At 56.9% G+C, this 25109-nt stretch carries 20 protein-coding genes; all 20 read right to left on the bottom strand.

Annotation, left to right across the window (positions count from 1 at the left end; translation table 11 throughout):
• Positions 1 to 253: 253 nt before the first annotated feature.
• Positions 254 to 1558 carry a phenylacetate--CoA ligase family protein gene (locus A6M21_RS06210; protein ID WP_078060435.1) on the bottom strand — a complete coding sequence of 435 codons (1305 nt, stop codon included), beginning with the start codon at positions 1556 to 1558 and terminating at the stop codon, positions 254 to 256.
• Positions 1559 to 1701: 143 nt separating this feature from the next.
• Positions 1702 to 2916 (bottom strand): MFS transporter, encoded by a 1215-nt coding sequence (locus tag A6M21_RS06205; RefSeq protein ID WP_066667022.1) that lies wholly within the window; start codon positions 2914 to 2916, stop codon positions 1702 to 1704.
• A 24-nt stretch (positions 2917 to 2940) separates the two neighbouring features.
• On the bottom strand, positions 2941 to 3156 hold the full coding sequence (locus A6M21_RS06200; RefSeq protein WP_066667020.1) for a hypothetical protein: 216 nt from the start codon (positions 3154 to 3156) through the stop codon (positions 2941 to 2943).
• Between the two features lie 21 nt (positions 3157 to 3177).
• Positions 3178 to 4506: a phenylacetate--CoA ligase family protein gene (locus A6M21_RS06195; protein ID WP_066667018.1), complete on the bottom strand. Its 1329-nt coding sequence runs from the start codon at positions 4504 to 4506 to the stop codon at positions 3178 to 3180.
• Positions 4507 to 4555: 49 nt separating this feature from the next.
• Complete coding sequence (locus A6M21_RS06190; protein ID WP_066667016.1) at positions 4556 to 6130, bottom strand: class I adenylate-forming enzyme family protein; 1575 nt, start codon at positions 6128 to 6130, stop codon at positions 4556 to 4558.
• A 44-nt stretch (positions 6131 to 6174) separates the two neighbouring features.
• Positions 6175 to 6762 carry an indolepyruvate oxidoreductase subunit beta gene (locus A6M21_RS06185; RefSeq protein ID WP_066667015.1) on the bottom strand — a complete coding sequence of 196 codons (588 nt, stop codon included), beginning with the start codon at positions 6760 to 6762 and terminating at the stop codon, positions 6175 to 6177.
• Positions 6763 to 6790: 28 nt separating this feature from the next.
• Positions 6791 to 8551 carry an indolepyruvate ferredoxin oxidoreductase subunit alpha gene (iorA, locus tag A6M21_RS06180; protein WP_345788086.1) on the bottom strand — a complete coding sequence of 587 codons (1761 nt, stop codon included), beginning with the start codon at positions 8549 to 8551 and terminating at the stop codon, positions 6791 to 6793.
• A 38-nt stretch (positions 8552 to 8589) separates the two neighbouring features.
• Positions 8590 to 9792, bottom strand: a complete 1203-nt coding sequence (locus tag A6M21_RS06175) for a 2-hydroxyacyl-CoA dehydratase subunit D (RefSeq protein ID WP_066667014.1) — start codon at positions 9790 to 9792, stop codon at positions 8590 to 8592.
• A complete protein-coding gene (locus tag A6M21_RS06170) occupies positions 9782 to 10930 on the bottom strand; it encodes a 2-hydroxyacyl-CoA dehydratase subunit D (RefSeq protein WP_066667013.1) in 1149 nt (382 codons plus the stop codon). The genes A6M21_RS06175 and A6M21_RS06170 overlap by 11 nt, the downstream gene beginning before the upstream one ends.
• A 306-nt stretch (positions 10931 to 11236) precedes the next feature.
• A complete protein-coding gene (locus A6M21_RS06165) occupies positions 11237 to 12235 on the bottom strand; it encodes a D-2-hydroxyacid dehydrogenase (protein WP_066667012.1) in 999 nt (332 codons plus the stop codon).
• A gap of 310 nt (positions 12236 to 12545) precedes the next feature.
• Positions 12546 to 12905, bottom strand: a complete 360-nt coding sequence (locus A6M21_RS06160; RefSeq protein WP_151191819.1) for a hypothetical protein — start codon at positions 12903 to 12905, stop codon at positions 12546 to 12548.
• A 129-nt stretch (positions 12906 to 13034) separates the two neighbouring features.
• Positions 13035 to 13874, bottom strand: a complete 840-nt coding sequence (locus tag A6M21_RS06155) for an amidohydrolase family protein (RefSeq protein WP_066667008.1) — start codon at positions 13872 to 13874, stop codon at positions 13035 to 13037.
• A 259-nt stretch (positions 13875 to 14133) separates the two neighbouring features.
• Complete coding sequence (gene hcrA, locus A6M21_RS06150; protein WP_066667006.1) at positions 14134 to 16437, bottom strand: 4-hydroxybenzoyl-CoA reductase subunit alpha; 2304 nt, start codon at positions 16435 to 16437, stop codon at positions 14134 to 14136.
• Positions 16430 to 16948, bottom strand: coding sequence for a (2Fe-2S)-binding protein (locus A6M21_RS06145; protein ID WP_066667004.1), 519 nt, complete (start codon positions 16946 to 16948; stop codon positions 16430 to 16432). The genes hcrA and A6M21_RS06145 overlap by 8 nt, the downstream gene beginning before the upstream one ends.
• 19 nt (positions 16949 to 16967) lie before the next feature.
• Entirely contained in the window at positions 16968 to 17891 is a 924-nt protein-coding gene (locus A6M21_RS06140) for an FAD binding domain-containing protein (protein ID WP_242868782.1), read from the bottom strand.
• Between the two features lie 82 nt (positions 17892 to 17973).
• Positions 17974 to 19551, bottom strand: coding sequence for a benzoate-CoA ligase family protein (locus tag A6M21_RS06135; RefSeq protein WP_066667090.1), 1578 nt, complete (start codon positions 19549 to 19551; stop codon positions 17974 to 17976).
• Between the two features lie 256 nt (positions 19552 to 19807).
• Positions 19808 to 21379: a class I adenylate-forming enzyme family protein gene (locus tag A6M21_RS06130; protein WP_066667089.1), complete on the bottom strand. Its 1572-nt coding sequence runs from the start codon at positions 21377 to 21379 to the stop codon at positions 19808 to 19810.
• Positions 21380 to 21503: 124 nt separating this feature from the next.
• Complete coding sequence (locus A6M21_RS06125; protein ID WP_066667002.1) at positions 21504 to 22697, bottom strand: thiolase family protein; 1194 nt, start codon at positions 22695 to 22697, stop codon at positions 21504 to 21506.
• A gap of 269 nt (positions 22698 to 22966) precedes the next feature.
• A complete protein-coding gene (locus A6M21_RS06120; RefSeq protein ID WP_078060434.1) occupies positions 22967 to 23527 on the bottom strand; it encodes a cysteine hydrolase family protein in 561 nt (186 codons plus the stop codon).
• 39 nt (positions 23528 to 23566) lie between these two features.
• Positions 23567 to 25084 carry a class I adenylate-forming enzyme family protein gene (locus A6M21_RS06115; RefSeq protein ID WP_066667000.1) on the bottom strand — a complete coding sequence of 506 codons (1518 nt, stop codon included), beginning with the start codon at positions 25082 to 25084 and terminating at the stop codon, positions 23567 to 23569.
• Between the last annotated feature and the right edge of the window lie 25 nt (positions 25085 to 25109).

Below are 25109 nucleotides of genomic sequence, written 5' to 3'. Positions count from 1 at the left end.
CCGGATGAATTGGCAATGCCATTCAAACAAAGTAAAACACCGTCCTCCCGTTACTCTTTAGTTGCTCTGGTGCAAACAACCCCCATAACCCCTTTTATTGAAGTGACTGCTCATATAATTTTTTAACCACCCCCTTTGCACTGGAAAAGCAAACTCCGTCAGTCCACGTCCCATCTGTCCCGGACCGCGCGGGCAACCCGGGTGCTCCAGGCTGGAAAGACATTTCAGCTCAATTCGTAAAGGAAAGGGCCGTTCAAAGTGACACTTTCCTTTCGTCCACCACCCGCACTGCCTTGCCTTCATAACGGGGCAGGGTACCGGGGGATTTGATTTCCACCCGGCAGGTGATTTCCAGGAAGTCGTGCAATTCTTTTTCCAGAAGCTCCACGAATGATTCTGCGGGGTTGAAATCCCCGGCCGGTTCCACTTCCACTTTTAACGTGTGCAGTCCCTTCCTCTCCCCCACCACAATCTGCCAGTTCTCGCTCAACTCGCGGTACTGCAGCAGCACGCACTCGATTTGGCTTGGGAAGACGTTGGTACCGCTGACCAGCAGCATATCGTCCACCCGCCCGAGAAAGCGCACAATGCGGGGATGGGTACGGCCACAGGGACAGGGGGTCTCGTCAATCACCGCCCGGTCACCGGTACGGTAGCGCAAGATGGGCATGGCTTCAAAACTGAGGTTGCTGAGGACAATTTCACCGGGCTGTCCCGGGGAAACATCAGTCAGTGTTTCCGGATCAAGCACTTCCAGCAGGAAATGATCCCCCCAAACGTGAATGCCGGAAACGTATGCGCAATCCATGGCCATCGGCCCGCCCATTTCAGTCAGACCGTAGCACCGCCGCATTCCACCGCCATGGGCGGTATAACCGAGGCGCTCGTTAATCCGTTCCCGCATTTCGTCGGAACAGGGTTCCCCGCCGTGGCAGCCGATGCGCAGCTGCAAATCTTCAACCGGATCGATGCCCATCTCCCGGGCAATTTCGCCCAGATACAGGGCATAGGTGGGAGTTCCCGTAAAAACGGTGGTGCCCCATTCCCGCATCAACTGTAGCTGTCTTTTGCTGCCCCCGGAACCGGTGGGAATTACCTTGGCTCCCACCCGCTCCAGTCCGTAATGAAAACCCAGCCCGCCGGTGAACAACCCGTAGCCGTGCGCCTGCTGAACAACGTCTTTTTTGGTCACGCCCGCGGCGGTAAAGTTGCGGGCCATGCACTCGCCCCACACCGCCAGGTCGTTCCGGGTATAAACCATTGATACCGGTACGCCGGTGGTTCCGGAGGTCATATGCACACGCACCACATCGTCCCAGTTGCCGGAAACCAAACCGGTGGGGTAATATTCGCGTAAATCCTGCTTGCCGGTAAAGGGCACCTTTTTAAGATCATCCCAGTTTTGGATATCGCCGGGCTCAAGACCTGCTTCTTTAAAACGCTGGTGAAAAACTTTGTTTTCGTAAACCCGCTTGACCTGGCGCTTGAATTTATCCAATTGCAGCTGGCGTAAATTATCCAGTGACATTGTCTCCCGCTGTTGATCATAAATAGCCACAACCTGTGCCTCCTTTTAAGTCAACCGTGTATACAATATTAAGAATATTCAGACCTGTTAAAGGATTATCAACTCTAAAAATGGCTATTGCTTTAATTATAAGGGGTTGTTTTAAATATCAATAGTCAATTGAATGGCAAATGCTAAGTCATCGAAACGTTTTTCTCGCGTACAATTAAAAGCGCAATCAGCCCGAGCAGGTAAACGATTAATACGGCCCACATACCACCGGCCAGTTTGTATTTATCCACCACACCGCCCATGAGCAAGGGCAGCAAGAAAACACCAACATTTGTCCCCACCGTATATGCGCCGCCGGCCACCCCCATGTTGGTTGCGGTCACGCCGGGCAAAGATTCCTGAATGGCCATGCCCAGCGCCCAGGGCACTTCAAAAAAGAGTCCGAAGATAATGGCCGCAATGATCAATCCACCGACGCCCCAGTTGTGGGTACTCATATAGATAATCCAAACGGCAAGGGTAATGATCAGCATGATTAAGGCCGTATTCTTCTTCCCCCAGCGTCCGGCCAAACCGGGCAAAAAGATCAACCCGGCGCCCATGGCGATGGGGAAAAGCCCGGCGATGGTACCGGCCAGGGCGTGGGGCAACTTATAAGCCACGGCCATTTGCATGGGCAGGAACCCCATGGTAAAAACAGTGGCCCCGCCCAGGAAAACGGCAAACAACAGGTTGACCCAGGCCGAAGGAGTTTGCATCACATTTTTAAACTCATCAGCAAAACCCGGCTTCTCCGCCCGGCTTTCCACTTCTTTGCCGCGTCCTAGAATCCACCATAACGCCGCCACGATTAGAATCAAAACGCTGTAAATCAGGAAAGTGTTTTTTATACCCAGCGGTCCGGCCAGCGCGGCAGTAATAATAATCCCCAGTCCGCCGCCGATAAAAAACGAACCGGCGCCAATACCAATGTAAGTATGGGCGCTTTCATGCCCGAACCATTGAATCATCAGCGGAGCCAGGCAGGCCGTAAGGCAGCAGATGCTGTATCCGCCAATAACCGTAAGCACGGCGTTTGACCAGAAAGAGGTGATGAAAAACGGCCTTAGACCAAAACCAACCAAACCGCAGACAGCCCCGATACCGAGCATGTTTTTCGTTCCCAGCACATCGGTCCAGCGGCCCGTGGAAACACCCAGAAATATGGCCAGCAGGCCGGGCAGGGAAAGAAGCAAATTGGTCGTGGCGGCACTGAGATGAAATACTTTCCCCCAATATTCTTCCAGCAGCGGCGCCTGGGCGAACCAGGCTATCCATAAGACCAGGGAAAGCAGCAGAAACAAAACCAGCATCACCCAGCGATAGCCGTCAAGTTGCATTTCATTGTCTTGTGCCATCTCAAATACCTCCCGGTTAAAATTTTAATAATTACCTTTTTCCATTTCATCAATGTCGTTTATTTCACAGTTAATCTGTATCATGGCCAGGCTGGCCATGATGCGATCACAATTCCGGATTACACATTGCATACCGCCGGAAAACTCTTTTAATTTGAAAACCCCGGTTTTAATTTCTTCCATTGCCCTGGCGATCCTGCACAAATCAAGATCGATCCGGTTTATTTTACAAGTTCCCATAAGCGTTTCACCTGCTCATCATTATTTGCGCAGATCCTTAAACCGCCTCGATTTAACCTCATAACGGGGTAATGTTCCATAGGGATGAAACTCCAAATAGTAGTTCAAGTTTGTCTTCAACCTTAAATTTCGCAAGAGAGCTTCCTTGATCTTATTTTCCTGATGACAACAGTGCGGGAGTATTTCCACCTTTAAGATTAACTCGTCTAAATCATTTTTCTTTCTGACAACCAGCTCAAATTCATTACCCAGTTCGGGGATATCACGTACTACTTCCTCTACAGCAGAAGGGCTGAATAAAACGCCTTTAATTTTGGTAATGTGATCAACCCTGCCGATCACACCACCTTTAAGCACCCGGAAGGACCGGCCGCAGGCGCACGGCTCCCCCCACATGGCCACATCCTTGGAATCAAAGCGGATGCAGGGCTGCGCGCGGCGGTCAAAAGCCGTGATCACTACCCGTCCGGGCTTACCCGGTTCTTCAATTGGCGAACCGTCCTCCAAATCGATCAGTTCTACCAGGAACATGGCTTCGTTCACATGGGGACCGCCCGGCTTGGCCGTACATTCGTACGCCCAACCACCAATTTCGGTGGCCCCGATATGATCGTAAACATCCGTCCCCCAGGCCTCCTCCATCCTTCTCTTGGTGGGCGGGATGCTGGCACCGGGCTCACCGGCACAAAGAATGCGTTTGATTCCCAGGGTGCGCGGATCGATACCCAGTTTCTCTGCTGTCTCGGCCATACCCAGTACATACGTCGGGGTGGCCATAAAGGCGGAAGCGCGCAACTCTTTCATTTTAAGAATTCTTTCTTCGGTATTCAATATGCCGCCGGGAATAACCTCACAGCCGATTTTTTCAGCGGCGTAGTGTCCGGCCCAGTAAGCCACGAAAATGTTGTACCCGAATGGGATGAACACCCGGTCGGTGTTCCGGAAGCCCTGCGCCCACAGGGTATAGGCCCAGCATTCGCTCCACCACTCCCAATCCTGCCAGGTATCGGGCTGGTAGACGGGCTGCCCGGTGGTGCCGCTGGTCTGGCGGTAGGCGGTTACCTCTTCCAACGGTACACACAGACTGTCGCCGTAGGGCCAGGGTTCTTTGGCCTGTGCCGAGCGGTAATGTTCCTTCTCCAGCATGGGCACTCCGGCTACGTCGTCCCAGGTTTTTATGTCTTCCGGTGTCAACCCCGCCTGATCATAAAGTCTGCGGTAAAGCCCGGAGTTTTCGTAACCCCACTTCAAAATCCGTTTGAATTTCTTCAATTGCAGGTTCCTGAGCATTTCCCGGGGCATGGTTTCCAAATAAGGGTTCCAGTAAAGATCAACACCATTTACTTGCATGCGCTTCACCCCACATCACTGAAAGCTTGAATTCCGTCACCCAGGGCGGCTAGACGGTTGCGCTCTTTTCCACATACATCTGCCGCATGAGAAACTTCTGGATTTTCCCGGTCGGGTTGCGCAATACTTTGGCAAAAAGCACCTTTTCCGGCCATTTGTATTTGGCCAGACCCTCCTGCCGGCAGAAACCGACCACTTCCTCTACCGTCATGGTTTCCCCCGCATGCAGTTCCACCACGGCCATGGCTATTTCCACCAGACGCTCATGGGGGTATCCGATGACCGCCGCATCGGCAATTTTGGGGTGCCGGTGCAGCACCGCTTCAATTTCCACCGGGAAAATATTCTCGCCGCCCCGGATGATCAGATCCTTTTTGCGGTCGGCAATGTAGAAAAATCCATCCGCATCTTTTTTAACCAGATCCCCTGTATAAAGCCAGCCGTCCTTAACCGTCCGGGCGGTCAGCTCCGGATTTCTAAAGTAACCCTGCATCACCCGGGGCCCTTTGAGGACCAGTTCACCCACTTCCCCCACCGGCACGTCATGGCCCAACGCATCAACAGCACGGGCTTCCGTGTTAAAGGTGGGCTTGCCGATCGACCCCGGCCGCTCAAGTACGTCTTCGTCGAACAGGTTGAAGCTGCCTCCTCCGCCGCCTTCGGTAATGCCGTAGATATTGCCCGTCTTAAACGGAAAAATCCTTTTCATGTCCTGAAACAGGGAATGAGGCACCGGCTGGGCGCCGATGAGAATGCTCCCGGTAACATGGGAAAAATCATACTGGTTGATATCGATTTCCCCCCGTTTGATGGCGTTTACCGAATCAGACATGCAGGGTACCGTCACCCACCCGTTATTCACTTTTTCTTCGGCAATCGCGTCCAGCAGCCAGCGGGGGTTGGTCAATTCCTTTAAAATGACGATTTGACCGCCGGCCAGGTAGGAAGGCAGGGATAAAAACAGGCTGCCGCTGTGATAAAAGGGGTGGGGCGCCAGGTATACGGTGTGATGGCCCTCATCATAGCTTAAAGCACAGCCGGTACCGATATTGTACAGGGTATCATGGGCCTGACAGACGGCCTTGGGCGGCCCGGTGGTCCCGGAGGTGAACATCAGTTCAGCCAGGTCGTCGCCGGCGGTTTCCACCAGCAGATCTTCCGTCTCGCCGTTTTTCCTGATTTCCGCATAGGAAATCATATCGCCGGGGACATTTTCCCCGATGCAGAGGTAATGCGCAATGGTTTTCATTTCCCCCTGCACGGGCTGCACTTTGGGTAAAAAGCCGTCTTCCAGAATGAACGCCTTCGGCTGGCAAACACCGGCCGCGTACTTGATATCTGCGCTGGCAAAGCGGTAATTGAGCGGCACAACCACGGCTCCGGTCCTCAAAATGGCATGGAAGGTGACCAGCCACTCCAGGCTGTTCATCTGCAGGTGAAGTACAAAGTCCCCCTTTTTGATCCCCAGTTGTTTTTGCAGGTGATTGGCCACCTGATTGGTTTCAGCATTAAATTCCCGCCAGGTCATCACCCGGCGTAAATTTCTTGAGGGCGTACGTTCAATCAAAAACACCTTGTCCGGATACTTTTGCGCATTGATGATACCATACCGGGCAAAATTCATCTTGCTTCCCCCTTCTTGATTGCTTACCGTCCGGAATGGTGTCTTTACCCGGCCCGCCGGCCGGCCAGGAAGGCCTGTTTATTTAATGCTACAAATTTGGCCGGCACCGTCCGTTCGATCACATCCAGCCAGAGCGCCTCCTCACCTTCCAGCAAAGTGGACAGTGCGCCCAGCAAAACCACTCCGGCCACGGCGGCGTTGCCCAGTTCCTGCGCCATTTCCGTGGCGGGCACCCACCACACCCGGCCGGCCCGGCCGGCCAGGAGGGAGTCAATCTCCCTTTCCTCCGGATAACGCGCCTGGCCCAGATTTACCGCCGGCGGTGGAATGCGGTAACGGTTGACCACCGCCGTCCCGCCCTTGAGCAGATAGGACGGCCAGCGGGCCGCTTCCAGCATTTCAAAACCAACCAGATAATCCACCCGCCCTTTTTCCGCCAGCGGGGAAAAAACCCGCTCCCCCCAGCGCACATGGCTTTCCACGGCGCCTCCGCGCTGAGACATGCCGTGCACTTCCGACTTTTTCACATCGTACCCCAAAGCCAGTCCCACTTCCATCAAGATGTCGCTGGCCAAAATGGTCCCCTGACCGCCCACCCCGGCCAGGATGAAATCCTTTTTCTTTTTGTCCATCTAAAGCGGCCTCCTTTTCAACCAACCATTACGCATTGAAAGCAATGGCTCCTGTAGGGCAAACCTGCACGCACAACCCGCAGCCGTTGCAAAGCAGGACGTTTATACTCACATGCTCCTCCTCCTGTGTAAGGGGGGAGCAGCCCAGTTCCAGGCAGGTACCGCAGTTAACGCATATATCGGCGTCCACCACCGGCGCCGGGTGTTTTTCCCGGCGGCTCAACACACAGGGCCGGCGGGCGATAATCAATGAAGGCTCTGCGCTCTGCAGGTGCTCCCGGACCACCTGCGTCACCTGATCCAGTTCATAGGGGTCCACCACATCCACCCGCTGATAGCCCATCCCCCGGGCCAGTGCGGCGATATCCACTTCCGTGGTTTCCCCGCCCTGCAGCGTCCGGCCGGTGCCCGGATCATCCTGATGGCCGGTCATGGCCGTCACCCGGTTGTCCAAAACAATGGTGGTGGTGGCGCCCCGGTTGTACAACACATTGACCAGGGGGGGCATCCCGCTGTGGAAAAAGGTGGAGTCACCGAGCACCGCCACCCGCGGTTCCTGAACGCCCGCCTTCTCAATGCCGTGCGAAACACCAATCCCGGCCCCCATACACCCGCAGGTGTGCATGGCCCCCAGGGGCGGCGCCGCGCCCAGGGTGTAACAGCCGATGTCCCCGGTGACCAGGACGTTGAGCTGTTTTAAAACGTAGAAGATGCCCCGGTGGCCGCAGCCCGGGCATAACATGGGCGGCCGTACGGGCAAAACCAGGGGCGGGCGCGGGTCTTCCTCCTCCGGCGGTGGCGTCACCAGACCGGCGGCCGCCGCGCACTGGCGCAGCAGGTGGGGGCTGAACTCCCCGTAAAGCGGGAAAATATCCTTGCCCCGCACGGTCACGCCCATCAAACGGATTTGTTCTTCCAGAAAGGGATCCAGTTCCTCCACCACCACGACCTGCTTGACCCGGCGGGCAAAATCGAGAATCAAGCGGCGGGGCAGGGGGTAAACCAGGCCCAGCTTCAGGAAGCTGGCGCCGGGAAAAACTTCCCGCGCATATTGATAGGCCGCGCCGGCGGCAATAATGCCCAGTTCCGGATCGCCCGGCTCGATGCGGTTGAGAGTGGTTTGCTCCGCATACTCACCCAACTTCTGCAGCCTTTCCTCCACCACCGGCCGGCGGCGGCGGGCGTTGGCCGGCAGCATCACCTGTTTGGCCGGATCCCGGCGGTAAGCGGGGGGATCCGGAGCAGGGGGGGCAACCGGCTGTAATTCCCCGTCAAATTCCACCGCCCCTTTGGAGTGGGCCAGCCGGGTCACCGTGCGCAGTAAAACGGGCGTATCAAAGGTTTCACTGATTTCCAGGGCCACCCCCACATACTGCCTGGCCTCTTCGCTGTCCGCCGGCTCGACCATGGGTATGCGGGCAAAGCGGGCATAATTGCGGTTGTCCTGTTCGCCCTGCGAACTGTGCAGGCCGGGATCATCGGCGTTGATAATCACCAGGCCGGCATTGACCCCGGTATAAGAGGCGTAAAACAGGGAGTCGGCGGCCACGTTCAGGCCCACGTGTTTCATGGCCACCATAGCCCGCCGCCCGGCATAGGCGGCGCCGACACCCACGTCCAGAGCCACCTTTTCGTTGGGCGACCACTCGGCGTACACGCCCGGGTAGGTGGCGAAGTTTTCCATCACTTCGGTGCTGGGCGTGCCCGGATAGGCCGCCCCCACCTTCACCCCCGCCTGGTAGGCGCCGTAAGCAATGGCCTCGTTTCCAGACATCAGTTTTTTCACCATAACTCCTCCTCATCCTGGCTGCCCCTGCTGATCAGGCATTATCTGGAGGCCAGTTGTTCAAATAGCACTTCCATTTTCGACTGTACCTGCGCTTCGGAAAAGAAACGCAGGTCCGCCATGTCCGCTTCAAAAACCACTCCGGGCAGTCCGGTCAGCCGGCTTATTTCATTGCTTTTATCGTACAGGCCCAGGGCGTTGGGCTTGCAGCTGCGGTTGGAAAACAACACATATCCGTCCACCCGGTATTTGTTCATCAACTGGATTTTTAAATCAATGCGCCGCCGGAAATCGTGATTTACATAGGCGCTGACATAATTCTCCGCCAGGCTTTCCAGCGGCCGGTCCGGGTCGAATCTATAGGCCCAGGAATGAGTGTACTGGGAAGCCACCGCCAGGGCGCCGCGGGCGGCAAAAAGCTCGCCGAACCACTTCAACCGCGGCCAGACGGGAATGTGATCCCAGTAAAGCTTGTAGCGCTCACCGGGCAGGGCGTGAATCCCCTGCTCCACCCGCTCCTGGATCTCCCGGCGCAATGCCCGGTAATAATCCACCGCTTCCCGTGTTCCCCGCCAGGTGACAATGGGCGCCATATGCAGACAGGCGTCAAAAAAACCGAAAGGAGCCGGTTTGAGGGCGGCCGTGTCCAGAATTTCATTCCACAACCGGCAGGCTTCGTTGGACAACTGCAGCACTTCCTCCAACCGCCGGTAATCAAAGGGGCGGCCGGTGGCCTGCTCCAGAAAGGCAATCATTTCCTGCAGTTGCTGCACAAAATAATCCCGAACCATTTGGGAATTACCCTCATCGACCAGCGGTGCATCAAGGAGAAAAAAAGAAGCCCGGTAAAAGCGGGCGGCCGCCTCAAACCACTTGGGCAGGCTGCCGCACTGGGTGTTGGCGCATAACAGGAGATCCGGCTTTTCAATGACGCCCACCGGATGCTCCCGGCTGTAGGCGTCCCCGATGCCGCAACGGGCATAGCCGCATAAATCATAGAAATACCCCCGGGCTTCCGCCGCTTCGGACAGCTTGCCGGCCACCCGCCGGGCGGCGGCCAGGGCGCCGAAGTTTTCCGGGTAATAAGGAAAGACGCCGGCCGCGTAAACTATCTCCACCGGAAAGACGGCAGTGACCCAGGCCACCGGGACGCCAGCCGCCCGGGCTTCGGAAGCGGCGGCATAATATTTGGCCATCAGCTCTTTTTGCAATTGACTGGTGCGAAAGGGTATTTTATCCGCCATCGGCCGTTCCCTCCACCATCTCCAGAAAGGCCTGCAACCGGGTGCGCATTTGCTCCAGGGAGCTGGTGCCCAGTTCCGTTTCCAGACGCAGGCCGGGGATGCCGGCCCGGTCCAGTGCCTGCTGGTTGTCGTAGTAATCATAGTTCTCCGGCTCGCAATATTTCAAATGCAGGAAGATTACCCCGGCCACGCCATGGTTACGGGCCTTTTCAACCAGAAAAGCGGCGCGGGGGTTGTTCCGGGGGTCGAACAGGGCACCGGGGATTTGATTCAACTGGCGGACGGCCAGTGCCGCCAGCGGATCGCCATCCTCCGGCGCGTCCACGGCAAAATAGCGGTAGCCTGTTTGCATGTCGTCGGCCACCACGGCCCCCCCGGCCTGATCAATCATATCCAGAATTTCAGGCGGTTCCGCCACCGCCCCGGAAAGCAGCAGTGGTATCCGGACGGAAGCGGGGCGTTCCATTTTCTCTTTTTGTATACAGTTCACCAGCTTTTCCAGCAACCCGGTATACTTTTCCCGCGGCATGAACATGGCGCTTTTTACCACGTCATAAAACATCCGGCTGCCCAGCCGGCCGGGATTTTCCCGGTGCAGGCGGGAAAGGGTGCGCAACAGGGAGCGGCTGCGGTTGTAAAGGGAAATGCTTCGGTTTAATTGCTCCGGACTGATTTCCCGGCCGCTGAATTCCTCCAGCCTGCTCTTGAGCCGCTGCAATTCCGCTTGCAGGTACCGGCGGGCACTGGGCCGCTCCACCTGCCGGGGCAACCGGTAATATTCCATGAACGGAAGCGGGTGGACATGCTGCCAGATACCGCCCAGCATCCGGGTGGTATCGCAAATGTGCGGGATGATCAACCCGTCCAGGAACTCCAGTTGGCCCTGCACGGCCAGAGCCAGGCAACTGCGGGCCAGGGAGCAAACCCACCCCTGCAGGTGGGCGTCCGCCAATCCCACCCCGCTGTGCCCGCCCGGCACTCCGAATGGCATAAAGCCGGCGGCATGAATCAATTCTTCCGGCACGTCAGCCGGCAGCCAGCCGATCACCCGGCCACCGTGCTCCTTTTTCCACTCCCGGGCGTGGCGGCCGGGGAAATTCACCGCTTCAACAAATTCAGCCAGCAAATCCTGGATCATCGTACACCCCTTTTCTCTCCGGCCGCTTTGCACCGTATCCTTACCGGAAGCCTGCCGGCGATTAATCCCGGCACCCGGGGAAATGGCCGTTGTTTATAACAATGGCCGTCCGTTTTACCATAAACAGGGGGCGGCCCGGGGGTTGCTGCCGCCAGCCGCAAGCTGAACGGAAGCACATGCACCCCGGCTTCCCGGATCAAAAGGAATTACCGGACGTCACCAGGATTCATGATCTCGAAAACACCGGCAACCCGTTACCGGCCATACTTTGTCCCGGTCGCGGGCCGCCGGTGCTTTCGCCGGGAGCTAGCTGGCCATGGGTACGCCAAAGCCGGGGGCGATATTGAGCAATGGTTCGCCGCGCATAAATCGGCCGATGTTTTCCACAAAGATGGCGCCGAACCGTTTGGCGTACATATTGGTCCAGCTGGAAATGTGCGGCGTAATGATCAGGTTTTTCGCCTGCCACAACTCGTCATCCGGCGGCAGATAAGAGGGCAGCGGATTCTTGATCCAGAAGGTATCCATGGCCGCCCCGGCAATCCACCCTTCATCCAGCGCCTTGATCAAGGCTTCCTTGATCACCAGGGAACCACGGGCGCAGTTGATGAAATAGGCCGTCGGTTTCATCAGCTTGAACCGGCTTTCATTCATTATGCCCAGCGTTTCCCTGGTTTCCGGTACGGACAGCAGGACAAAATCGCTCTGCCGGATCACATCGTCAACCTTTTCGTTCAAAAAGACCTCATCCACAAACGGAACATCCGTGATGCGCACATCCGTGCCGATAATGTGCATGTCAAAGCCCTTGGCCCGCCTGGCCACCGCCCGGCCGATGCCGCCCAGTCCGATGATGCCCAGGGTTTTGCCGTACAGCTCTTCCCCTTCGATCCGGATATAACGGGCCTCTTTCTGGTTATCCCACATCTGGTTGTATTTCTTGGTCAGGGACAGCATCAGCCCGAGTACAAACTCCGATACCGGAATAGCCGAACCGCCGGGCAGGTGAATTAAAGGCACACCGGCCGGCAACAGCCTGGATTTTTCCCAGTGGTCCACGCCCGAACTGAAGGTCATCACCCACTGCAGGTGCTTCATTTGCGGCACCTCTTTAATCAACGGCCAGGTGCCGATGATGTGGCTGTCCAGCGCCCCCTCAGGCAGGCTTTTTTCGTCACGGGCCAGCATGATGCGGATTTTCCCGCTCTTCACCTGCTCAGGGAAGCGTTCCCGGATCAGATCCGCATATTCTTCCGCCTTTTCCTGAACAATCAGAACATTCAGGGGATCAAAAAATGGAGCCATATTTTACACCTCCAGGAGATTTTTAATCGCCGTACTCCCGTACCCCGCAAGAGGTTGCTCCATTCTACCGTGCTATGGTTGCGGCTATACTGCCGTTTTACCAACGGTTCACAATTTTCCGTCAACAGCGCTTGACTCTACCTCCGGCGGAAACGGCGGCATATCCCCCCTTTTCATATTATGATAATTCCGCCGGCAATGATTTTAAATCACCCGTACGGGTGATTGGACATTCCAAAGGAGTGGATTGGGAATTAACACACCACGCCTTGAATTTATCCAGCATTCCCGGCACGTCAATTTCCGGCCGTCACGATTCATCCGAACCGGCCGCATCGTCCGTTTCCAGTGCAACCAGCGCCTGCTGCAATACCGCCTGCACTTCCTCGTCCTTATAACGCGCCGCCAGCCGGCGTAACGCCCGGACCACCTTTTCCCGTTCGTTCACCGGCGGCTTGCGGCCGGGCCGCTTACGGTAGAGTTCGGTCACCAGGTGGAAATACTCTTCATTGTCACCCACCAGCCGGCGCAGCCTGGCCGCCGCCCGTTCCGGCGTATTGCCCAGGTAAATGTCCTTCAAAGCCGGACTTTTTTTCCGGTGTCCGCCAAAACCAGACTCCAGATAAGCACAATGTTTACCGGCAACAGATTTCCAGGTAACATTACGCATCTGCATCACTCCCCGACAGGTCAGGCCGCATCCGGATTGCCGGCTGTGCGGCCGGTGGCATGTTGCTTTTGTCGCCCCCGGCGCATCCCCGGATCCGGTCCCAGAATGGTTTTGCACCGTCACTCCCGGCTACCTGATGCCCAGCAGCCGGGCGGCATTGCCGCCCAGAATCTTTTCCTTCGTCTCTTCTTGCAGGGGAAGCGCCCGGATCATTTCAATATTCGCCTTGATGCTGACCACGCCGGGCCAGTCGGAACCGAAGATAATTTTCCCGGCGTTGCGCTCCAGTTCGGGAAAGTAATCGAGCAGCTTTTGCGGCGGCAGGCCGGCTATTTCCATGTAGACGTTTTCATGCAGCCGGGCCAGGAAAAAGGCGTTGTTATACCACAGGCCGCGGCCGCTGTGCACCAGAACGATTTTTAAACCGGGAAAATCCACCGCCACGTCGTCCAAAAAAAGGGGATCGCCATATTTCAGCCGGGCGCCCTTGAAGATGGACGAGCCGGTATGCAGCATCACCGGCACTCCCGCTTCCTCAGCCGCGGAATAAACGGGATAAACCAGGCGGTCGTTGGGATAAAAATAGTGATAGGTCGGATACAGCTTTATTCCGCGGAAGCCGTCCTCCTGCAACAGCCGCCCGGCCAGCCGGCCGGTGCCGCCGCCTTCGGTCAGGTAGGGGTTGATACTGGCGAAGGGAATCAACTTCTCCCGGCCGTGACAGAATTCCCGTACGTATTCATTGGTGCAGATGCCGGTGGTCACCGGGCTCAGTTCGGCCAGGATCACCCCGTAATCCACTCCGTTCTCTTCCAGAAAGGCGGAAAACACGGCCGGATCTGCGTATTTTTCCACAAAAGCCGGCCAGTCCCCCGCCGTTTGCTGTGTCTTGATCCATTCCGCGGCGGAAACGCAATATTGTTCGTAATAAATGGGATGAATGTGAAAATCAATCACCGGAGAGGACATAATCAGCCGGCCTCCCTGCCATTTCAAAATTAAGCAGAATTTTCACACCCTGCGCCTGTCATAGCAATCGTCCGGTATGCAAGTTCAAATCCATGCTGAAAGGGCATCTAACTCCCGCCGTCGCTTAACCGGGGAACGGTTCCTGTGACAGGGTTGTAACCGCACAGTTCAGCCGCCTGAAGTGCGGTCAAGCGCAGGGCGTTTAACGGAAACCCGGTTTTTCTCAAACCACCGCGGGTTCACAGGAACACCGGGGTTATTACCCGCCCCCGGCTTCTTTTTCCCGCTTTTCCTTCAAGGCGCGCCAGACTTTTTCATAACTCAGCGGCAGGCTGTAGACGCGCACGCCCATGGCGTCGTAAATGGCGTTGGAGTAGCAGCCCATGGTCGGGATGGTGGCCCCCTCGCCCACTTCCTTCACCCCCCACGGGGCGTCGGGTTCACAGCTTTCCACCAGTTGAGAGGTGATCTCCGGCATATCCAGCGCCGTGGGCAGGCGGTATTCACTCAAATTGGCGTTTTTGATCCGGCCCTGCTCATCAAACACGACTTCTTCCCAGACGGCCTCGCCCATGCCCATAAAGAGGGCGCCGTGTACCTGGGCGTGCAGCAGGGCCGGGTTGATCACCGTGCCGCAGTCGTGCACGTCCCAGACCGCCTTGACGTCGATTTCACCGGTTTCTTCGTCTATTGCCACCTCGCTGACCTGGGCGGCAAAGCTGTAGGCCGGCGAGGTGCCCACCGCCGCTCCTTTGAATTTGCCGCCCAGTTTTGGCGGGGCGTAGGAACCGCGGCCGACGAGCGGCCCTTTCCGGACAAAGAACTCCCGGGCCACTTCGGCAAAAGTTTTTTGGATTTCCGGGTTCGACTGGCAGAAGACCACTCCTTCCCGGCAGTCCAGGGTGGAAACGTCAATATCCAGCATAGCCGCGGCCGTTTCCAGGATTTGTCTCTTCACTTCTTCGCCGGCCTGTTTGACCGCCGCCCCGGACATCAGCGTCTGCCGGCTGGAGTAGGCGCCAAAGTCATGGGGGGTGGTTTCGGTATCGGCAGCCACAATTTTCATGTGCTCATAGGTATAGCCCATGGCCTCGGCGGCCATCTGGCAGAGCACCGTATCAGTCCCCTGTCCGATGTCCACCGCGCCGGTGTACAGGGTGGCGGCTGATCCGTCCTCGTGCACCTTGATCATGGCGGCGGAGTGGGGCAGGTTGGTCCGGTAAATGGGATATCCGGCGCCGGAAACAAAGCTGCCCACGGCAATGCCGATCCCCCGGCCATGCGGGAGCTTGCCCTTTTTCTTATCCCAGCCGGAAATTTCTCTTACCTTTTCAATGCAGGCTTTCAACTCGCAGGAATTGATCTTGAATTCGTTGGGTGTGACGGTATCCGGCCGCCGGGCGTTGCGCAGGCGCAGTTCCAGCGGGTCCATCCCCAGGTCTTCGGCCAGCATATCCAGGTGGCATTCAAAGGCGTACCGCGGTTGGGGCGCGCCATGGCCGCGCTGGGCGCCGCAGGCCGGCAGGTTGGTGTAGACCCGGTACATGTCGAACTTGTAGTTTTCAAATTCATAGGTCAGGGGAAGCATCGCCCCGGCGTAGTAGGCTGTGGCAATGCCCAGGCTGGTATAGGCGCCGCCGTCCATGATAAAATCGGCGTGCACACCCAGGATTTTACCGTCTTTGTCCACACCGGTGGTGATTTTCATAATCTGGCGGTGGCGGCCGCGGTTGTGGGCGAACATTTCATGCCGGTCGTAAAACATTTTTACCGGCCGGCCGGTGAGCCGGGACAGTACCGCGCCGGCAAATTCCAGCCCGGTGGGTTCCAGTTTGCCTCCGAAGCCCCCGCCCACAAACGGTTTGACTACCCGTACATCGCCCATTTTCAGACCGAATTCCCGGGCAATGTAATATTGAAAATAATGCGGGGACTGGGTGCTGGTATAAACGGTCAATTTGCCGTCTTCCCAGATCGAGATGGCGGAGTGCGGTTCGATGGGACTCTGGTAGGTACGCTGCCCGGTAAATTGATCGGTGCGCACGTGATGCGCTGCGGCAAACGCTTTTTCCACATCGCCGAAGTTCTGGTGTATTTCCGTGTTGATGTTGCGCGGGTATTCGTCATGGATCTGCGGCGCGCCCTCTTGCATGGCCGCCACGGGATCGAAGACGGCCGGCAACACTTCGTATTCCACCTTGATCAACTTGAGCGCCTTGTAGACGGTTTCTTCATCGATGGCCGCCACCGCGGCCACCTTATCCCCCACAAAACGCACCCGGTCGATACAAAAGATGTTTTCATCCCAGCGGGCCGGGCTGATGCCGTATTTCAAGGCGGGCACATCCCGGTGGGTGATCACCGCCTTCACCCCGGGCAGTTTTTCCGCCTGCGATGTGTCGATGCTCAAAATGCGCGCGTGGGCATGCGGGCTGGTCAGGATTTTCCCCACCAGCATGTTGGGAAACTTCAAGTCACCGGTATATTTGGCCTGACCGGTAACCTTGACGCGCCCGTCTATTTTGGGTACGCTTTTGCCGATCACCGCATATTTTTCACTCATCGCCGCTTCCCTCCCCCACCTCTTCATTGGCCGCCGCCAGAATGGCCTTGACGATGTTCACATAGCCCGTACAACGGCAGAGGTTGCCGGCAATGGCTTGCCGCACTTCCCGTTCGGTTGGGTGCGGGTTGCGGGTGAGCAGCGCTTTGGCCGACATGATCATGCCCGGTGTGCAATAGCCGCACTGCACACCGGCGTGGTTGATCATTTCTGCTTGCAGCCGGTCCAGTTTTTCATTCCGCGCCAGTCCCTCAATGGTGGTGATTTCCCGCCCGTCCGCCTCCACGGCCAGGATCAGGCAGGAATCCACCGCCTTGCCGTCCAGCAGCACGGTGCATGAACCGCAGTCGCCCAGTTCACAGCCTTTCTTGGTGCCGGTCAGATCCAGATCGTCCCTTAAAAAGTTGACCAACAGGGTGTTGGCTTTGACTACCCGGGTGTAGCTGTCGCCGTTTATATGCAGGGTAACCAGATAGCGTTTGACACCGTCTTTGTCCGCAATGGCCTGCATTCCGCCGCCCCCTTCCCTTTTACGAGTGACCATCTTTAATTGCCTTGCGCAGCGCCCGCTTGGTGAATACGCGCACCATGTCCCGCCGGTAGTCCGCCGAGCCGCGGATGCTGGTTCTGGTCTTGCTTTCCGCCGCCGCGCACCGGCCGGCCTCTTCCAGCAATTCCTCCGTGACCACCCGTCCGCGGAGTAGTTCCTCCGCCTTTTTGGCGCGCATCGGTGTGGGCGCGGCGGCGCCCAGGGCAATGCGGGCTTCCCGGCAGACCTCTCCCTCCATAGTCACCGCGGCGGCCACGCCCACCACGGCCAGGGCGCCGGAACGGCGGTGGGCGAATTTAAAGTAGGTACTGCCGGTCAAGGAGCTGCCGGGTATGATTACGGCGGTTAATATTTCATCAGGGCTGATTGCGGAACGGCCCGGGCCGGCAAAAGCTTCTTCCAGGGGTAAATCCCTTTCCCCTCCCGTTCCGGTCAGCTTGATCAGCGCGCCCAGGGCGATCAGTATGGGCGGCAAATCGGCGGAAGGTACGGCGTTGACAATGTTCCCGCCGATGGTGCCCACGTTGCGGATCTGGTTGTTGCCGATCCGGTGGGCGGCCACGCACACAGAAAGATACTTTTTCTGCAGTACGGGCGAATTGACCAGTTCGTTGTGTGTGGTCCGGGCGCCGATGACGACTTTATTTCCCGGTGTTTCACGGATGCCGGTTAATTGATGCAGCTTCTTGATTGACACCAGTATTTCCGGCGCGATTTTTTCTTTCTTCATCATGGGCAGCACATCGGTGCCGCCGGCCAGCACCTTTGCGCGCGGGCCGGATTGCGCCAGCAGCGCGCAGGCTTCCGGCAGGCTTGCGGGCGCATAATAATCAAAGTCCGGCAAGTACATGGCCATCCCCCTCTTTACCTCGTTCTGCCCGCAACGGGTTAAAGGTCGTGTCAAAATTCCTTTCCTCCGTCAACTGCGGTAGCAGACGAATAATTGTCTCCCTCAAGCGGCTATTAACGTTACCGCGCGGGCGGCTTCAACTTCCCACCCGTTCCGCCTCCTGCCGGAGTATCTCCCGCAGCACGAAACGCTTGATTTTCCCGGTTATTGTTTTAGGCAACTCATCAACGAAGCGGATTTCTTCCGGCACCTTGTAGCCCGGCATCCTTTCCCGCACGAACAGCTTCAGGCTCTCCACCTGTTCCGCCGTACCTTCATATCCCGGCTTTAAAACCACAAAAGCGACCGGTTTTTCCAGCCCGGCCCCGAAGGGGCAACCGACCACACCGCTTTCCAGCACGGCTTCATGTTCGATAAGCAGGTTCTCGATTTCCACCGGCTCCACCCATTCCCCCCGGCACTTGAAAGCATCGTCGGCCCGGCCGGAATACCAGTAATAGCCGTCCTCATCCACGTACCAGCGATCCCCGGTGTTGAACCATTCACCCCGGATCAATTCCTTGGAACGCTGGTGTTTATTCCAGAAATAAGGGGTGGCGCTTTCCCCTTTCACCCACAGGGTGCCCGTCTGCCCGGGCGGCAGTTCGCAGCTGTTTTCGTCAAGCACTTTCACTTCGTAACCGGGCACCGGTTTTCCCGTGCTGCCGGGAAGCACTTCACCCGGACGGGAGGAAACGTAAATATGCAGCACCTCCGTACTGCCGATGCCGTCCAAAATCTCCACCCCGAAGCAGTCCCGCCAGCGCCTGTAAATAGCCGCCGGCAGCGGCTCGCCGGCCGAGACGCAAAGCCGGACGCTGCTCAGGTCAAACCTTTTGGCCAAACCGGGCAGGGCCAGGGCGGCGGCGTAAAAGGTGGGCACGCCGTAAAAAAGGGTCACCCGCCGGCGGGCGGCTTCGGTCAGAAACGGCTCCGGACGGGGCACTTCCGGGTAAAGCACGGTGCTGCCGCCCGTCCGGAAGGGGAACATCAGACCGTTGCCCAGCCCGTAAGCGTGAAACAGCTTGGAAACAGACATGGAAATGTCATCCGGCCGGATGTTCAAAATATTGCGGGCGTAAAGCTCACAGCAATGGATCCAGTCGTGATGCAGGTGCACCACTCCCTTTGGCGCGCCGGTGCTGCCGGAACTGTACAGCCAGAAGGCCGCGTCGTCTTTGCTGGTTTCCGCCGGGGCGAGGGAGGGTGCCGCACCGGCCAGCAGATCGTAAAAATTCAGATAGCCGGGAACATTTCCGGTCGTCACGAAATGCCTGGCAAAACAAAGGGATGGTTTAACCTTTTCAAGCACCTCCGCCATTTCCGGCGGGATCACCACCACCTTGGACCGGCTGTCGTTCAACATGTACAGATAATCTGCCGCCGGCAGGCGGTTGTTCATCGGAATGGGCACCGCCCCGATCTTCATCGCTCCGAAATACAGGTAAACCAGTTCGGGGGAATCGGGCAGGAGCAGAAAAACCCTGTTTTCCCGTTCCACGCCCAGTTCCAGCAGGGCATTGCCGGCCCGGTTGACCATTTCGTAAACTTCGCCGTATGTGATGCTGCGGTCCTGATAATAGATGGCCACCCGGCGGGAACGGCCCTCCTCCACGTGGCAGTCCACAAAAGTGGTGACGGCGTTGTATTTGTCCGGAAGATCAATTTTGGTCATCATTGCTCTCACCCTTACATCATGATTTTGGGAGCACCGCATCCCGCTGGCACCGGCACCGCCGTGCCATCCGGTTTGCTATTTAAATGTGAAAACAGCCGCCCTTTTTCTTCTGACATTTCTTCTGCCATACAGGCCGGAGCACATTAGCGGCCGAATGACCGGCCGGGGCCGCTAACCTGACTCAAAATCCTCACTTATGTCATGCCATGATAGCCGGAAACACATTTTCAGCATTCGAACCGGGCAAAGACAATTAACCGCCGTACCGCTCGCGCAAAACCCGGTGCAAGATCTTGCCCGTACCCGTCCGGGGCATTTCCTCCTCCCGGATGAATTCCACCGACTTGGGCCGCTTGTAGCCGGCAATTTTTCCGCGGCAGAATTCGATAATTTCACCGGCCAGCGTATCGCTGCCCTGATCATGCTCATGCAGGACGATCACTGCTTTTACCGCTTCCCCCCACTTGGCGTCGGGCACGCCGAACACCGCCACGTCCTTAACTGCCGGGTGTGTGCCAATCACGTTTTCCACCTCGGAGGGGTAGACGTTTTCACCGCCGGTAATGATCATGTTGGCCTTGCGATCCACCAGGTAATAATAACCATCCGCATCCCTTCTGGCCATGTCGCCGGCGGTAATCCAGCCGTCCCGGCAAACCGCCCGGGTTTTCGCCTCGTCCCGCCAATACTCTTTAAAGGCGTTGGGCGAACGGGAGTAAAGTTCCCCCACTTCTCCCGGCGCTACTTCCCGGCCCTGTTCATCCAGCAGCTTGATGCGGTCGATGCCGTAAATTTCCCGGCCGATCGAGCCCAGTTTGTCAAATTGCTCCTCCGGCCGTAACAAGGTAATCAAACCGGCCTCGGTGGAACCATACGCTTCCCACAATTCAGCGTTTTTAAAGAAGTCCATAATGGCCAGCTTGGTGTCCCGGCGGGCCGGGGCGGAAGAAATGAGCAACTGCCTGATTGAACTGACGTCGTATTTGTTTTTCACCTCGTCCGGCAGGGCCAGCATCATGATGTAATGCGTCGGCACCAGGGAGGTGAAGGTAATTTTGTATCCGGCAATGGTTTTGAGCAGGTCCTCCGGATCGAAACTGATCATGTTGTAGACCATTACCGGCGCGCCCACGTATGTGTAGGGAAAGGAATAATAAACCGAATTGACATGGCACATGGGCATGACCATCATCACTTTATCCGTGGACCGGACGCCCATGTTGATGTTGTTTAAAAGATACTGGGCGATGAAGCTTTCATGTGTGCGCACCACGCCCTTGGGCTTCCCGGTGGTGCCGGAAGTATACAGGATGGTCCAGGGATCGGAGGCGCGCACCACCACCGGCGGTTCTTCCCCGTCCCCCCGGGCGAGGAACGATTCATAATGAACATATCCGGGCGGCGCCGCCCCCGCACCGAGGTAAATATAGTTTTCCGGCGGAATGGCGGTCAGCCGTTCACGGATGCCGTCCACCAGAGGCACAAAGGGTTCTTCCACGATCATGACCTTGCTCCCGGCATGGTTGACGATATATTCCACCTCCGGGGGCGACAGGCGGAACATCACCGGCACGGCGATTTGCCCCCCTTTGGCGCAGGCGGCGTAGATCTCCATCCACTCCACCCGGTTGTAAGCCATCACGGACACCCGTTCACCATGACCGGCACCTGCCTCCAGCAAGGCGTTGGCCAGCTGACAGGATCGCCGGTTCCATTCACTGAAAGAGAAACTTTTGTTTTTATCCTGGCAGCCGAGTTTTTCGGGGTAGTGCCGGGCATTCATTTTGAGCACGGTTCCCACGTGCATCCAATCGCTTGTGATCATCTGTATTTCACCTGCCCGAATGTTTTGCAGCAAGTTATGGTTTCCGAATTAAGCCTGTTGAAAAGGCCGCCTTTTTGCAATCAGTTGGCTGATATTCATATTAACCTTTACCATGCGTCACGTTTCAATACACTTTGACCACCAGTGCCGCGCCCGTATCACCGGCCGCACACCCTGTGAAAAGCCCGTAACCGCCGCCAAGAATAACCAACTCCTCAATCATTTCAATAATGCCGCGGCCGGCGGTCGGTCCCTGGGGATGCCCGTAGATGAGTGAACTGCCGAAATTATTGATTTTCATGACATCAATGTTCATTTCCCGGGCCAGGTAGAGATCATTGGCGGCAAAGGGATTGTGTGTTTTTATTGCCTGCACGTCCTTGATTTCAATGCCGGCTTTCTCCAGCGCCATCCTTGCCGCGGGAACCACCGCCATGGCCATATGCGCTTTGGGGGCACGGGCAAAACCATAGGAAAGCACCTGAATTTCTATGTTTTTGTCAATACTGAGTTCCCTGGCTGCATCCCTGGTGGATAAAATAATGCCACAGTTCCCATCGGCCGGATGGGTTTGGGAACCGAATGAGTGCACCCCTCCCTCAATAACCGGCTTCAACCTGGCCAGACCTTCCCCGGTCGTTGGATACACCCCTTCATCTGCTTCAAGTAACGCGGTTTCCTTTCTGCTCTTTTTATATTCCACCGGAAACATGTATTTTTTTTGGAACTCCCTGCCGTTGGCCAGGGCATCCCGGTATTGTTCGTAACGACGCAAGGTTACCGCGTCACAGTCTTCCTTGGTAATCCCGCCGGCCTTTTTAACCACATTTTCCGCCGTCTGGATCATGGGGACTCCGCCCCAGGGATCGCAGTCGAAGTTATCCATCAGCCAGTCTTCCGCAATCACCGTTCCGCCGGGACCTTCCGGATTGGGCCAGACAGTATGTGGACCATTGGATGTACGATCAGTCATCAGGCAGAATACATTTTTATAAAGGCCTGTTTCGATGCCCGCCGCCGCCTGGTTTATGCAGGTTGTAGAGGTCGAACAGGCCTGGGGGATATGACAGCCGGGTATATCCGTTGCGCCCATCAGGGCGGCCGCCCAGGGAGCGGCGTAAAATGTGTGCAGCTGTCCGATTGTTTTCCCCAAAATGAGGTACTCAAACTTCCTTACATCTATGTTCTTTACCGCCAGCCACCGGCTGGCGGTTGCCGCCGCCAGTTCGACCGGATGTTCATTTTGCAGGCTCCCCTGCCAGCGGGAAAACGGGGAGCTGAAGTACCCGCGGTAAGGAATAAACGCTTTGGAGTACATAAATACCCCCTCCTAACGACTATGATTTTTTGAACAAACCCGTAAATGAAAGAGTGCCCCGTCCACCAATGCTTTGTCCGGGAAAAGCTTTTTCTTAAAACCAGACTGCTGCCGGCAGCAGCGGCATGCGCCTGACTTCCGAATGCATATCAAGACCGCTTTGCCATCCGGCTCAAAAGCAAACCCGGCAGCGCTCGCGGGTCACCGCAGGCAGTTGGACCGGCGCCCCGGAACCGGGGCGTGTTTCCAGCTAATTACCCGGAACCCGTTTACCTGTTTTCCGCCAAAAAATCCTCCGCCTTGATTACCCGCAACAGGGGATAAAGGGGATTTTGCCGGTAAATATCCAGGGTGGCCCGGTGAACCTCCTCCTTGTGCGCTGCGCAGCAGTCCTCCAGGATGACCGCCCGGAAACCGTTGCCCACCGCGTCCAGGGCGGTGAGCAAAACGCAGTAGGGGGTGCTGATCCCGGTCACCCCCACCTCTTCAATTCCCTTGTAGCGCAAGGTGAGATCCAGATCGGTGCGGGCAAAAGCGCTGAACAGCCTTTTTTCCAGCACCAGATCTCCGGGCTGCGGACGCAGGTCGTCAATTATCCCCGCACCGGAGGTGCCCCGCAGCGCGTGGGCTTTCATGCGGCCGCGGAAAATAAAGTCTTCCGGGAAAAAACTGTCGCAGGCGTAAATGACGCGCCAGCCCCTGTCCCGGGCCGATGCCAGCAACCATTGCAGCCGCGGCAATATGACGGCGGCCTGCTGTCCGATGCCCGGCCGGGAAACATCACCCAGATTATCTTTGAGCATATCCACCACAATCACCGCACGGCTCACGGCATATCACCCTCCCGGCAGTCGTCCAGAAATTCCGGCTCATAAACCAAGTTTTTCCCTTAAAATACGTTTCAGTATTTTACCGCTTGGTCCGCGGGGCAGATCGGAAACAAACTGCACAAAGCGCGGCGCTTTGTAAGGCGCCAGTTTTTCCTTACAATAGCGGATTAACTCTTCCGCACTTGCCTCCACCCCGTTTTTCAGCATGATATACGCCCCCGGAATTTCCCCTTTCACCGCATCGGGCACACCCAGCACGGCCGCTTCCAGCACGGCGGGGTGGGTGTAAAGAACCTCCTCCACTTCACGTGGATAAATATTGTAGCCGCCGCAGATGAGCATGTCTTTTTTCCGGTCGACGATATAATAGTAGCCGTCTTGATCGCAACGGCCCAAGTCCCCGGTGTGAAACCACCGCCCGCTGAAAGAAGCCGCCGTTTCTTCCGGCATTTCCCAGTACTCCTTGAAGACACCGGGCCCCTTGACCCACAGTTCACCTACTTCCCCCACGCCGCACGGATTGCCGCAGTCATCCGCCACCATCACTTCCCAGCCCCGGGCGGGCGGGCCGATCGAGCCCGCTTTGCCGTGCCCGAGCCGGCTGAAAGTAACTGTGGAACTGGTTTCAGTGGAACCATAACATTCGCAGAAAGCCGTCCCGAAAGTTTCTTCAATCTCCCGGATGTATTCCGCCGGCATCGACGCTCCCGCCGACTGGGCGAAACGCCACGCTTTCAAATCATAGCTCCCCTTGGAACAGGCCTGCAGCATGTAGATGTACATGGTGGGGACGCCGGCAAAGTGGGTAACCCGGAATTGGGAGATGATTCTCAGCGCTTGTTCGGGGAAAAACCGCTTGCTGGTGACCACACCGGCGCCCGCGTAAAGAGGGCCGAGCACGGTCAGCACAAAAAAGATATGGCAAAATGGCGTTCCGGTATGGAACAAGTCCTGGTCGTTTATATGCAAAACGTGACAGCCGTTCAATCTGGCGTTTTCCAGGAAGTTGCCGTGGGTGAGCACAGCCCCCTTGGGTTTGCCGGTGGTGCCGGAGGTGTAAAGAATGGTTAGCGGTTCTTCCGGCCCGGTTTCCACGGCAGCAAAATCCTCACTGCCGCCGGAAAGGAAATCTGCCAGTTCCGCCGCCCCCGTGGCCAGCCCCCCGGCAACCGCCACCTGTTCCAGATACGGCAGCCGGTTCCGGATGGGCAGCACGTTGGCCGTATACTCCTCAGCGGCGGCAATCAACATCCCGGCCCGGGAGTTGTTCATGATATACTCAATTTCCTGCGCCCGGTAGATGATGTTAAAAGGCACGGCAACCGCGCCGGTTTTGGCAACGGCAAAATAAGCCATCAGGTATTCCGGGGAATTGGGCAGGTAAATGGCTACCCGGTCCCCTCTTTTGACACCGGAATGAACCAGTGCATTGGCCAGCTTGTTGACCAGTGCGTTGAAGCGGGAGTGGGAAAACAGCCGGCCGGTATCACCGTCAATGACAGCAGTCCATTCCGGAATGCGTGCGGCGTTGTACTCAATAATCGAGGCAATATTCACAATTGTCAGCCCCTTATGCCCTTAC

This window comes from Desulfotomaculum copahuensis (assembly GCF_001655685.1).
Taxonomy (GTDB): Bacteria; Bacillota; Desulfotomaculia; order Desulfotomaculales; family Desulfovirgulaceae; genus Desulfotomaculum_G; species Desulfotomaculum_G copahuensis.
The sequence above is the reverse complement of the archived record's forward strand: the minus strand, read 5'-3'. Positions and strand labels throughout refer to the sequence as shown.